11 protein-coding genes are annotated in these 11,838 nt (G+C 68.1%); 5 read left to right on the forward strand and 6 right to left on the reverse strand.

The annotated features are described in order from the left end of the window. Position 1 precedes the first annotated feature (1 nt). On the reverse strand, positions 2–1,021 hold the full coding sequence (locus ACO06X_RS19060) for a DUF3034 family protein (protein WP_421837703.1): 1,020 nt from the start codon (positions 1,019–1,021) through the stop codon (positions 2–4). A gap of 319 nt (positions 1,022–1,340) precedes the next feature. Between ACO06X_RS19060 and ACO06X_RS19065 the strand changes: the two genes are divergently transcribed. Further along, positions 1,341–1,700 carry a YciI family protein gene (locus tag ACO06X_RS19065; protein WP_421837704.1) on the forward strand — a complete coding sequence of 120 codons (360 nt, stop codon included), beginning with the start codon at positions 1,341–1,343 and terminating at the stop codon, positions 1,698–1,700. Positions 1,701–1,705: 5 nt separating this feature from the next. After that, positions 1,706–2,965, forward strand: a complete 1,260-nt coding sequence (locus tag ACO06X_RS19070; RefSeq protein ID WP_421837705.1) for an RNA polymerase sigma factor — start codon at positions 1,706–1,708, stop codon at positions 2,963–2,965. A gap of 9 nt (positions 2,966–2,974) precedes the next feature. On the opposite strand, the gene ACO06X_RS19075 is transcribed toward ACO06X_RS19070, so the two are convergent. The 4 genes from ACO06X_RS19075 to ACO06X_RS19090 form a co-directional block, all read right to left on the reverse strand. After that, positions 2,975–4,531, reverse strand: a complete 1,557-nt coding sequence (locus ACO06X_RS19075; protein ID WP_421837706.1) for a hypothetical protein — start codon at positions 4,529–4,531, stop codon at positions 2,975–2,977. Positions 4,532–4,571: 40 nt separating this feature from the next. Continuing rightward, positions 4,572–5,126, reverse strand: coding sequence for an acyltransferase (locus tag ACO06X_RS19080; RefSeq protein WP_421837707.1), 555 nt, complete (start codon positions 5,124–5,126; stop codon positions 4,572–4,574). Further along, positions 5,123–6,160 carry a glycosyltransferase gene (locus ACO06X_RS19085; RefSeq protein WP_421839953.1) on the reverse strand — a complete coding sequence of 346 codons (1,038 nt, stop codon included), beginning with the start codon at positions 6,158–6,160 and terminating at the stop codon, positions 5,123–5,125. Before ACO06X_RS19085 ends, ACO06X_RS19080 begins: the two co-directional genes overlap by 4 nt. A gap of 382 nt (positions 6,161–6,542) precedes the next feature. Continuing rightward, complete coding sequence (locus ACO06X_RS19090; RefSeq protein WP_421837708.1) at positions 6,543–8,711, reverse strand: GumC family protein; 2,169 nt, start codon at positions 8,709–8,711, stop codon at positions 6,543–6,545. 504 nt (positions 8,712–9,215) lie between these two features. Between ACO06X_RS19090 and ACO06X_RS19095 the strand changes: the two genes are divergently transcribed. Further along, a complete protein-coding gene (locus tag ACO06X_RS19095) occupies positions 9,216–9,830 on the forward strand; it encodes a polysaccharide biosynthesis/export family protein (protein WP_421837709.1) in 615 nt (204 codons plus the stop codon). 7 nt (positions 9,831–9,837) lie between these two features. Here ACO06X_RS19095 and ACO06X_RS19100 read toward each other — a convergent pair whose 3' ends face one another. After that, positions 9,838–10,029: a hypothetical protein gene (locus ACO06X_RS19100; RefSeq protein ID WP_421837710.1), complete on the reverse strand. Its 192-nt coding sequence runs from the start codon at positions 10,027–10,029 to the stop codon at positions 9,838–9,840. A gap of 113 nt (positions 10,030–10,142) precedes the next feature. Here ACO06X_RS19100 and ACO06X_RS19105 point away from each other — a divergent pair, with 113 nt between their 5' ends. Together ACO06X_RS19105 and ACO06X_RS19110 are read left to right on the forward strand one after the other, a co-directional pair. After that, positions 10,143–11,048, forward strand: coding sequence for an MBL fold metallo-hydrolase (locus ACO06X_RS19105; RefSeq protein WP_421837711.1), 906 nt, complete (start codon positions 10,143–10,145; stop codon positions 11,046–11,048). A gap of 83 nt (positions 11,049–11,131) precedes the next feature. After that, a complete protein-coding gene (locus ACO06X_RS19110) occupies positions 11,132–11,788 on the forward strand; it encodes an HPP family protein (protein WP_421837712.1) in 657 nt (218 codons plus the stop codon). Positions 11,789–11,838: the final 50 nt, after the last annotated feature.

Below are 11,838 nucleotides of genomic sequence, written 5' to 3' on the forward strand. Positions count from 1 at the left end.
TTCAGAAGCCGAGCTGGAGCGAGACGTAGGCACCGTTCTGGCGGGCCAGCGCGATCTGCCCGAGCCGCGCGTAGGCTGCGGTGATCGAGATGTTGCGCGTGGGCGCGTAAGCCACGAACAGGTCGTAGGCATTCTCCTCGCGGAACGAGGTGCCGCCCAGCGCACCTTCAAGACGGTTCGACTTGGTGCGGTATTCCCCGCCAACCGCCAGCTTGCGCGTAAGCAGAACGGCGGCTGAGCCTTCGAACTGCGCCCTGTAGGCCTGGTCCTTGCCGCCAAGCCCGCCGAAGCCGAGAATGCCGAACTGGTTGGCCTTGGTGAGGCGCACCGTGCCGCTCAGCAGGAGGCTTTGCGAGAGGATGATCTTGGTCGCGGAAGCATAGATGTCCACGCCCTTGCGCTTCAGCCCCAACGCGCCGCCGACGACGGTCTTGTCGTCATTGATCTTGTACTGCACGCCGACCGCGACCTGCGGCAGGATCGTGTCCTGATCGAGCACGGCATCGCCGAACAGGCGCAGCTTGGCACCGATGATCGTCTGGCTGATGGTGTAGCGATTGCCGAGGCCGATCGCGGCACCCACTTCGCGCAAGTTGAAGTTCTGCCGCGCCACCGAAAGTTCGAGCCGGTTGTAGAGGCTCACCGCGCCGCCATAGGAAGCCAGCGTGAAATCCTTGGTATCGACGCCTGTAACAAAGGCGCTCGCGCCGATCTGGTTGCGGGTGGCATAGCTGCCGATCAGCGCCCAGGGGACGAGGCCGCCACCACCTGCACCCTCGATCGTGGATACGCCGCCGGTCAGCAGCAGGCGTCCGCCTTGCGGCAGCAACGATCCGCGTGTTTCGGGCATGGCCAGTTCGGCAGCCGGGCCATCGGCTACGGCGCCATTGGCGGCAGCCACGGCCGAGGATCCCGCCTCAACCGCAGATGGTTCCGCGGCATGTGCGGCGGAAAGCGGAATGGCGCAAAGCACGATCCCGGCGGAGATCGCGGCGGCGATCTTCGTCTGAACAAACAACATGGTGAGGTATGCTCCCTTGCCCTGCCGGGTCGATAGTTCCCGGCTTTCGCCAAGGCATACGAAGGGGCCCCTGCTGCGGATGCATTCTGGCGAAGATTTTTTCCTCGGGTAGATCTTTTGGGCCGCCTTGGCACAGGAGTAGCCGCGTCTCATTCTCGCTACGTGCCGCGCAGTGGGTGCGGATTGGGAATGGTGGGAACGCAGGTGCCGTACTAATTTCGCCGCCTTGTCGAAATCGCGGTGCCTTGCCGCACATTGTTGCAGGCAGCCCCTGCTGCTTGCCGGACAACCCGGCCCATACCGATGAAGGAACCGATCGATGCAGTACGTCCTCCTCTTTCAGGAAAACGCCGAAGAGCGCGGCAAGCGCACTGATCCCGTCGCCGCCGGGCCCTATTGGGGCAGTTGGTCGGCCTATATGGGCGCAATCGCGCAGGCCGGTGTGATGGTGGGCGGCAATGGCCTGCAGCCGCCCGAAACCGGCACCACCCTGCGGATCGAGAACGGCACGCGTCACGTTGTGGATGGACCGTTCGCCGATACCAAGGAAGCGCTCGGCGGCTATGTCGTGATCGAGGTCGCCGATCTCGATGCCGCGCTCGCTTGGGCGGCGCGGGCACCCTGTGCTGTGGCCGGGTCGGTCGAGATCCGCCCGGTGATGGCGCCGCCGGCGGGCTGACCACGATGGACGCCGCGCGCCGCCGTTCCTCCGCCGCTGCTGAGCAGGCGGCGCGCGCGTCCTATGGCCGTCTCCTTGCGCTCGTCTCGGCGCGCACCCGCGATATTGCTGCCGCCGAGGATGCGTTGGCCGAGGCTTTCGCCGCCGCGCTCGCCCAATGGGGAGAGCAGGGCGTGCCGGCCAATCCCGAAGCCTGGCTGCTCACCGTTGCCCGCCGCGTGGCCGGCCACCAGCAGGCGCGCGCGGCCACGGCTTCCCGTGCCGGAGATGTCCTCGCGCTTCTGGCCGAAGAGCGGGAGGATACCGCCGCCAGCCCTTTCAGCGATCAGCGACTGGCGCTCCTGTTCGTCTGCGCGCACCCGGCGATCGATCCTGATGCGCAGGCCCCGCTCATGCTGCAGACCGTGCTCGGCCTTGATGCCTCCCGCATTGCCGCCGCGTTCCTCGTCGGCAGCGGCGCGATGGGCCAGCGCCTTGTGCGGGCCAAGCGCAAGATCCGCGATGCGGGCATCGCCTTTGCCGTGCCCGATCCCGCCGATGCGCCCCAACGGCTGGGCGGGGTGCTTTCGGCGATCTACGCGGCGTATGGCACCGCGTGGGATGATACGCTCGGCGCGGATTCGCGGCTCGCCGGTCTGCGCGGCGAAGCACTGTTCCTTGCTCGCCTCATCGCCGAACTGATGCCGGATCAGCCCGAGGCGCTTGGGCTCCTCGCGCTGATTCTGCACTGCGAGGCGCGCCAGCCTGCGCGCCGCGCGCCAGACGGCACCTTTGTGCCCCTGCATGCACAGGATCCGCTGCTGTGGTCGCGCGAAATGGTGGTGGAAGCCGAAACGGCGCTGCGCCGCGCCGCAACGTTCGGCGCGCCCGGCCGCTTCCAGACCGAGGCGGCGATCCAGTCTCTCCACGCGCACCAGCGCATGACCGGGGAGCGCTTCACCGGCCCGCTCGCACGGCTCTACGATGTGTTGGCCGGCATCGCGCCGACTACCGGCGTGATGGTCGCCCGCGCCGTCGCCCATGCCGAAAACGGCGCGAGCAGCGCCGCGCTCGAACAGTTGAGGGCGATGACCGGCACGCAAACCTACCAGCCATGGTGGGCTGCGCTCGCCCGCGTCTCATGGCTCGCGGGGGATGCGCAGGGCGCCGCCGCTGCCGCTGCCACGGCCGCCGGCCTCAGCGCAGACCCCGCAATCCGCGCCTTCCTGCTTGGTGGGGGCTACCGCTTTGCCGCAGGCGGTGCGAATGCCGGGAAACGCGGCTGACCCTGCCAGTCAGGCAATTTCCAGCGCGCTGTCGAGCACCAACGGCTCCGCCATCGTGAACCCGCGCGGCGTTGCGGCATCGCTCAGCAGGAACGGCGCGTCAGGCATTGCCGGGATGGTGAACGCCGGTGTGGGCGCTGTCAGCGGACTTTCCGCCGCCGCCCTCGGCGCCGCCACCGACCGCCGCCGCAGCGAGAGCGCCGCGCCGCTCAGCATCGCGATGTCGGTGCCCGGATCGCAGGTGGGGGATGAGATCGAGGCCATCATCAGGCCCATCATCATCGCCCAGCCGCACGCCGCTGCGGTCGACAATGTCTTGTCCGCCACCGGCGTCCACGTCGATTGCCGCAGCGGGCTGAACGCGGTTAGAAAATGGAGCGCCAGCGTCACCGCCCCGATGATCCCGGTGCAGCCCAGCACTGCCGTAGCGAGGCTGGATGACCGGAAGCTGCCTGGCCCGATCCCGATGCCGCCGCTCTCGATAAAGGCGTTGATCCCCTGCCACGCCCAGAATCGGCGCTGCAGCGCGGAGAGCGTTTCGCTCTTTTCCACGGTCATGTGGCGGATCATGTCGGCAAAGCCATCGGCGAAGCGGGGCTGCCAGATCATCACCGCGCAGCCGGCGGCCGTCAGTGCCAGCAACGCGGCACCGACCCACAAGGCGCGGTCGACCGGCAGCGCGCCGGGGAAGAGGACCGCACGCGCACCGACGAGTACGGCATAGGTCGGCAAGCCGGCATAGGCCGTGCTCGATGTGCTGAGCGCCAGCGCGGCCGCCAGCAGGGCTGCTGCTGGCCCCGTCCAGCGCGGATCGATCCGGCGCAGCCAGCACTCGAACGAGAAGACGAACAGCAGCAGGCCATAGTTGGCAAAGGTCGATGCTTCGGGAAACAGCCCGGTCATCCGCACGAAGCCGAGGTAGGACTGGTCGAGCTGTGCATAAGTCGCGTTGCGGAACACCGAGAGCACCACTTCCGCCGGCGTGCCCCGGACAACCACCGACATGAAGCCAGTCAGCGCGTGGGCCATGCCCAAAGCCGCCAGCGTGCGTACCAGCACCGCGCGCCCGCTCTCCCGCTGGCAGGCGACATAGCTTGCAATGCCCGCCAGCAGCGTGCCGATCAGATAGACGGCGGTCGTCAGGTTCTGCGGGGTGAACACCAGCGGCCGCACCGCATAGATATAGGCCAGCGTCGAGACATAGCGGGCCTCCACGCGGCCACGCAGCGGGGTCACCTCGATCTGCCCGGCGAACAGGCGCGGCGCGATGAAGGCAAGAGCCGCGCCGTAGATCACAAAGCACACCAGCCAGCCGTTGGCGCGCAGCGCGCGGCCCACCGTCGCCATCTGCCCGGCGCCCGGCACCAGCAGGCGCATGGCGACGAACAGCAAGGCGAACTGCACCGGCGGGATCGACGAGTTGCCGAGCACCGGCAGCAGGATCGCCGCCGATCCGCCGAACAGCGCCGAAACCAGCGCGAATGCGAACATCGCCTCGACCGATCCGGCCACGAACAGCGCGAGGCCGACAAGCACCTGCACGGCGCCGATGAAGGTCAATTCCATGGCCGCGCCCTTCCTGTCACTTGTGGCTCGCACAGCGCGCTCATGGCCGCACGTACCCGTCCTCGGCACGCACCGGCTTCACGAATGCGGCGGGATTGCCCCGCCACACCTCACGTGGCGGCACATCGTTGAACACCACCGAGCCTGCCGCGATCACCGCGTGATCGCCGATGGTCACGCCGGGCAGCACGGTCACCCCGCGCCCCAGCCAGACGTTGCGGCCCAGTCGCACCGGCGCCACCCGCACGCCCTGGCCTTCATGCACCGGATGGTGGTTGGTATCGGCCAGCACGCAGCGCGGGCCGATGCGGCAATTCTCGCCGATCCGCACCCACTGGTGGCAGACGATCTCGACCCCGGCGTTGAGGAAGGCGCGCGCCCCGATTTCGAGCAGCGCACCGGGCCCGACTTCAACCGCTACCGGCGCGCCGTGGCAGTTCCAATTCACCCTCTCGCCGATTGCCAGCCGCCCGTGCCCTTCTATGCGCGGCAGGCCGCTGTGAACGAAGAAGCGCTTGCCCGGCCGTTCGCCGCGCAGGCGAAGGCGCAGCACGGTCAGCAGGGTGCGCAGACGGTTGAGCGGCTGCAGCTTCATGCCAGCGCCTCCAGCACGCCCGCATCGAACCGTTCTGGCGCGAAATCGCGCGCGCGCGCTGTCGCTTCGGCGGGATCGAAGTGCGGTAACCACTGCTCCAGACGCTGCACGGCCGCGATGAGCGCTTCCGTCGTCTGCTCGGCAAAGAACAGCCCGGTGCGCCCCTCGACCACGCTATCGAGCACGCCGCCCCGGCCATAGGCGACCACCGGCCGGCCCGAGGCCATGACCTCGACCGGTACGATGCCGAAATCTTCTTCGGCCGTGAACACCAGCGCGCGGCACCGGGCATAGGCGCGGCGCAGCTCGCCAAAATCGAGCCGTGGGATCATCCGGATCGTCGGCCCTGCGCGCTTCTTCAGCATGGCCGCCTGCGGCCCATCACCCACCACGGTCAGCGGCAGGCCCAGCGCGTTGAACGCGTCGATCGCAAGGTCCGCGCGCTTGTACGGCACCAGCTGGCCGACCCAGAGATAACCCGGCTCCACCTCGTCCGAAGGCGAAAACAGCGCGGGATCGACCGGCGGATGCACCACCTCGGCCTCGCGCCGCCAGGCCTTGGCCACGCGCTCGCGAATGAAGTTCGAATTGGCCAGCACCCGGTCGACCCGCGCCGCCGAACTCGTGTCCCACTGGCGCAGGCCGTGGCAGAGCACCGGCATCACCGCGCGCCGCAGCCAGCCTGCTTCGGCGCGGTAATCGTGGTAGTGATCCCACAAGTACCGCATCGGCGAGTGGACATAGCACATATGAAGCGCATCGGGCGCGGGGATCACCCCCTTGGCCGGCCCGCTCTCGCTTGAAATCACGAGGTCGTAGCCGCGCAGATCCAGCTGCTCGAGCGCCATCGGCATCAGCGGCAGATAGGCCTGGTAGTGCTTGCGCGCGCCCGGCAGCTTCTGGATGAAGCTGGTGCGCACGGTGTGCGCCCGGATCGTGGCCGACATTGCCGCCGGATCGTAGACGTGCGTGAAGATATCGGCTTCGGGAAACAGTTGCAGCAGCCGCTCTAGAACACGCTCCCCACCGCGCATCGTGACCAGCCAGTAATGGATGATCGCCACCCGGCGGAAGCGCCTGCGCGGATCGGCTGGTACGACGGCGCCGGGACGGATAACAGCCGGGCGGCGCGGCCCTTCAAGGACCGGCGCCGGGCCCGCCAGCCCGAGGCTTGCCAGATCGAGCCCGGCAAGGCGTTCGGCGCGCGCTGCGGGAAGGGCGGTCTCCCGCGCCATCGCGGCCTGCGGTGCGACGCCGGCGCTCTCGCCCTGCGCTCCGGCGGCATCGCTCGCCGCATGCGCTTCGCCGCTGCCCTGGCAGCCCTGGAGCAGGAAGGGCAAGCCCCCGGCCTGCTCGCTTCCCGCAGCGATCAAGGTTTGGCCGGTGGGCCGTGCCACGGGGAAGGGGGAGCCCGCCTCAGGCATAATAGCGCTTGTACGAGTGGTAGAATGCATCGTCGCCATAGCCGAAGCGCGCCTGTTTGCGCATGTCGACGCGGGTCAACGCGACGCCGGCCAATTGCACCCGGTCATCGGGCAGCAGCCGCAGCGCAGACCGCAGTGCCGCCTCCGGCGTCTTGCGCCAGCGCACCACAAAGACCGAGGCATCGGCCTTGCGCAGCATCAGCCGAGCGTCCGCGATGGGCAGCACCGGCGCGGTATCGATGATGATTGCATCGAACATCTCGCGCGCGGCATCCAGCATACGGTCCATCTCGTCACCGGTCAGCAGTTCGGGCGCCTTGTCGCTCCCTTCGGCCAGCGGCAGGATGTTGAGCCCTGTCGCCGGGTCCACCACCAGCGCGGCTTCGAGCGATGCGCTGCCGCCCAGCACGTCCATCAGCCCCGGCCGCCCGGCATCGCCGCGCAGGAACCGGCTCACGCCCTGGCGGCGCAAATCGCCGTCGATCAGCAAAACGCGGTCCCCTGAAAGCGCCATAGAGCGCGCGAGGCAGATCGAGGTCGTCGTCTTGCCTTCATCGGGCAGTGCCGATGTCAGCGCGATGATCCGCGCCTTTGTGGTGCTCATCGCGATTGATGCGCGCAGCGAGCGAAAGCTTTCGGCAAAGGCCGAACGCGGATCCTCCAGCAGCGCCGCCATCGGCACTTTTTCCTCACCCCGCCAGACCGAGCCCAGCGTCGGGATCGAGCCGAGATAGCGCACGCCGAGCCGCTGCTCGATATCGTCGCCGGTGGTGAGCCCGCTGAAGGTCATTTCCGCCGCGAACGCTGCCGCCACACCAAGCCCGAGCCCGAGCGCCACCGAAAGCACGAGATTCAGCGCCACGTTGGGGCTGGTCGGCTTGAGCGGCACCGCAGCCGGGTGGAGCAGATCGGCATCCGCCTGCTCTGTCCCCTCACGCGCGGTCAGTTCCTTGAACCGGTTGAGATAGCTCTCGTAGAGCGCGTTCGAGGTTTCGGCACGCTTTTCAAGGTCCTGCAGCCCGACCATCGCCGCATTGTTCTGCGCCAGCGTGCCGCGCGATTGCTGCAGCGATCCGGTGAGCGAGGCCAGCCGCTGCTGGGAAACCCGCGCCCGCGCCTCAAGGCTGGAGATCACCCGCTGCGTCTCGTCGGCAATCCGCGCGTCGATCGCGCCCAGTGCTGCCTTCGCGCGCAGCACATCGGGATGGCGCGGGCCATAGCGTGCGGTCAGCGAGGCGAGTTCGGTCGCCGCGCTGGCCTGCTGCGCGCGGAGCGAGCCGACCGCAGGCGAGGAGGCCACTTCGCCCACGCCGCCCGCACTGACGCCCAGCGCCAACTGCCGCCGCGCTGCATCGAGCCGCGCGCCGTCTTCGCTTGCCGATGCGCGCGCGGTGGTCACCGCCTGGTTGTAGCTGGAGATTTCCTGCTCGGTCAGTGAGCCCATCGTGGTCGAGAGAAGGTTGTTGGCGATGCGATAGCGCTGCACCGCTGCGGTATCGCCAAGGGCCTGCTGGCGAAGTTGCTCGAGCCGCTCGGCGATGGCGGTCGTCGTCGCCCGCGCAGTCTTCCGCTTCGCCTCGAGCGCGCCGGCGGTGTATTGCTGCGCGAAAGTGTTGGCCACGCGGGCGGCAAGTGCGGGATCGGTGTCCTCGAAGGCAATCGCGATGCCATAGGTCGAGCCGATGCGCGTGGCCACCACGCCCTTGCGCAGCCAGGCCCGCGCGGCTGCCCGCGCCTCTGCCCCGCGCTTTGCAAAGCGGTCCTCCTTCGCAAGGCTGAGGGTTTCTGCCACCGCGCCGAGATTGGCTTCCGAAGTCACCACGGCGACTTGCGTATCGACGTAGCCTTCGCTCGGGATCGCGGCCTGCTGCGGTCCGTCGCTCGTGCTCGTCGGCGCGACAACCTGCGGCCGGCTGTTGAGCGTGACTTCGGCGCGCGCTGTATACGTGCGCGGCTGCAGCGCTGTCAGCAGCAGGCCGGTGGCCAGCACCGCGAGCAGGACCGCAAGAAACACGCCGAGGCGGCGCCGGAACACCGCGAAGAGCAGCCTCAAGTCCACCCGATCCGCCGCCGGGGGTGGCACTCTGGGTTCAAAGGCGAGGGAGGGTGCCACACCCGGCACACCCCCAGCGTTGCGATAGAGGCCGACTGCCGTGTTCACCCCTGTTCTCCTCGGTCGAATGGTTCGCCGACAACTGCCCGTGCAGCTGGCAAACCTATGTGGTAAATTTCAGCCGATCCGGGAGCACGGCCCCCTTCTCGGCATGGCGCAAGACTAGGCAAGGGGCCGCGACGGGGAAGGCGAAGCGTATCCGCTGCGGAGGCAAACCGGAGGCAGCGGAGGCTCCGATCGGCATCACAGGATCGCTGCGCGCCTTCGTGGGCGCAGTCCGAAGCTTCGTGCTGGCCTGAATCCCGCATCGCCGGATCTTGGGCAAATCCGGGTGAATGCTTAAGGATTTATGCACCATATGCCGCGGCGTGGGTCTGCGCCGATAGTGGGCGGGGCAGGTGTACCGGCTGCGGCCCGGGGCCTTTGCGGGGTCGCACCGGAACAGCTCCAAGTCGGAGGATTCGGTAAGGGGCGGGGTGATTGCGATTTGCCGCCCGCCGCATAGACTTGTGGGCATCGAACAAAAGCACACAGAAGCATTGGAGATTTCGCATGGATAGCAGGCACGATGGCGGTCGGCGCGCAGGGCACCGCCTGGCGCTTGTCATGGCTGGCATGATGGTCGTGGCCGGGGCGTTCGGGTTGGGTGGCTGCGCCGCCGCGGGCGCACCCCCGATCTCGACGGCGGACGTCGCCGCAGGCCTCGAAAGCTACCACCTCGGCGCGGGAGACCGCGTGCGCGTCACCGTTTTCAACGAGCCGACGCTCACCGGCGAATACAACATCACCCCCGGCGGGGCGCTGGCATTCCCGCTGATCGGCGTGGTGGCGGCGGGCGGGCGCACGATCGATGCGGTGCAGCAGGAGCTGACCGCCAAGCTGGCCGAGGGCTATGTCAACGATCCGCGTGTGAGCGTCGAGGTGCTCAATTACCGGCCGTTCTACATTCTCGGCGAAGTTAACCGACCTGGTGAGTATTCCTATGCCTCGGGGATGACGGTGGAGCAGGCCATCGCCCGCGCCGGCGGCTTCACCTACCGCGCGAACGAGAAGACGGTGTTCCTGCGGCGGCAGACCGGCAAGGCCGAAAGCGCCGTCTCGCTGCGCAGTGCGCAAGTGGCGATTTTACCCGGCGATACGATCCGCATTGGTGAGCGGTACTTCTAGGCCGTCACTATCCCGCCCGCGCGGGCCAGCGCATGGGTGGCGAACAGCAGCAGGGCCACACCAGCGGCGCCGCACCGGCATGGGTGGGCTTCGTCGCAGCAGTGAACAGTGGGATCGTCGCATTCACTTCGGTCGCCCCAGCTGGCTGATGATAGCAGCGCAGCGCCAGCATCAGCGTCACGCCGACCGCGCTGGCCACGCCATGCCCAGTCCGCACTCCGCTGCGCCGATCCGCCGCCGGTTGTGCATCGCCCTCAGCTCGGGCACTCTTGTCCGCACCGGGGGCACACCCGGAGCAGGAGAGCGCTAACCATGGATCGTTTCCGGATCGGCCACGTCACCGTCCACCGCATCGAGGAATGGCAGGGCACTTTCGCGCCGCCCTCCTACCTGTTTCAGGGCTACACCCCCGAAGGCTGGGACCCGCATGCCGAGGAGTTTGCCCCCGAATACTTCGATCCGCAAACCGGCCACCTCTATGCCTTCCTGCAGAGCTGGGTGCTCGATACCGGCGAGCAGCGCATCCTGTTCGATACCGGCGCGGGGAATGACAAGGACCGCCCGAACATCCCCATCTTCAGCAACCTGCAGACCGATTTCCTCGGCAACCTCGCCCGCGCCGGTTTCCAGCCGGAGGACATCGACGTTGTCGTCTGCTCCCACATTCACATCGATCACGTCGGCTGGAACACCCGCCTGGTTGAAGGACGCTGGGAGCCGACGTTCCGCAATGCCCGCTATGTCCTGCCGCTCGCCGACCGCGCCTATTGGGACCCGGAAGATGGCGCCACCGGCCCGGACGGCGTAGGCGCTGCCGTCAATGCGGGGATGTACGAGGACAGCGTTGCGCCGATCATTGCCGCAGGCCGCGCCGAATGGGCTGAGCCCGGCTTCGAGGTTGCCAATGGCCTCACGCTTCACGTATGCCCCGGCCACACCCCCGGCAGCATGATGCTCGAAGTGGCGGGAAAGGATGATAGCGCGCTGTTCGTGGGCGATGTCGTCCACCATCCGGCGCAGATCTATCGCCCCGAATGGAACAGCGTGTTCTGCGAGGCACCCGATCAGGCGCGCGAGACTCGCCGCCAGGTGCTTGAACTTGCCGCCATCCGGCAGGCGCTGCTCGTGCCCGCGCATTTCGGCGGCAGCCATGTGGCCCGCGTGCTGCGCGAGGGCACCGGTTTTCGCCCGGTTCTCGGCGCGGCGGGGCTTTCCTAACTAAAGTTCTGGAGAGGCTTCCTCTCCTGCAGGGGGCACCGTATGGGGCGGCATCCCATGAAGCTGAGCGGATCAACAACCTCTTGCGCCTGTTCCATCCTCTCCTGTCCGGCGCCCACGCCCCAGACCGGCTATTCGCCTGTCTGGGTGCGGTACTGGGCATTGCTTTCGCGGCCTTCGTGTCGGCGCGGCTGCCGTTGCAGCCGGGTGATCTCCCGCTGCTCGTCGCGCCGCTCGGGGCTTCGGCCGTGCTCGTCTTCGCGGTTCCGGCGAGCCCGCTTGCCCAGCCCTGGCCCGTCGTGGGCGGCAACACCATTTCCGCGCTGGTGGGTGTCGCGGTCTATCGCCTGATCCCCGATACCGGCCTCGCCGCGAGCGTGGCGGTTGGCGCGGCGATCCTCGTCATGTCGGCGCTGCGCTGCCTCCACCCGCCCGGCGGTGCCTCGGCGCTTACGGCAGTGATCGGCTCGGGCGCGGTCCACAACGCCGGATATGGCTTTGCCTTCCTGCCGGTGGCGCTCAATTCCGTGTCGCTCGTGGCGATCGGCTTGCTGTTCCACCGCCTCTCGCGCCACTCCTATCCTCACCGGCCCGCGCCTGCCCCCGATGCGGGGCTGCACCTGGCGGATATCGATGCCGCGCTGGAAGACATGCACGAAAGCTTCGACATTTCCCGGGCAGACCTCGATGCGCTCCTCTCGCGCGCCGAACTGCACGCCGCGCGGCGCAAGGGGCGCTGAAGCGCCGCGGCGCACACTTGGCGCTTGTCAGGCCCGCTAGTGGGCGGGGA

Source organism: Novosphingobium sp. (assembly GCF_965229225.1).
GTDB lineage: Bacteria > Pseudomonadota > Alphaproteobacteria > Sphingomonadales > Sphingomonadaceae > Novosphingobium.

Coding starts and splice junctions, on each gene's coding strand:
- ACO06X_RS19075 (WP_421837706.1), bottom strand. CDS start 4,531: ATGGAATTGACCTTCATCGGCGCCGTGCAGGTGCTTGTCGGCCTCGCG.
- ACO06X_RS19080 (WP_421837707.1), bottom strand. CDS start 5,126: ATGAAGCTGCAGCCGCTCAACCGTCTGCGCACCCTGCTGACCGTGCTG.
- ACO06X_RS19105 (WP_421837711.1), top strand. CDS start 10,143: ATGGATCGTTTCCGGATCGGCCACGTCACCGTCCACCGCATCGAGGAA.
- ACO06X_RS19065 (WP_421837704.1), top strand. CDS start 1,341: ATGCAGTACGTCCTCCTCTTTCAGGAAAACGCCGAAGAGCGCGGCAAG.
- ACO06X_RS19095 (WP_421837709.1), top strand. CDS start 9,216: ATGGATAGCAGGCACGATGGCGGTCGGCGCGCAGGGCACCGCCTGGCG.
- ACO06X_RS19085 (WP_421839953.1), bottom strand. CDS start 6,160: ATGCGCGGTGGGGAGCGTGTTCTAGAGCGGCTGCTGCAACTGTTTCCC.
- ACO06X_RS19060 (WP_421837703.1), bottom strand. CDS start 1,021: ATGTTGTTTGTTCAGACGAAGATCGCCGCCGCGATCTCCGCCGGGATC.
- ACO06X_RS19070 (WP_421837705.1), top strand. CDS start 1,706: ATGGACGCCGCGCGCCGCCGTTCCTCCGCCGCTGCTGAGCAGGCGGCG.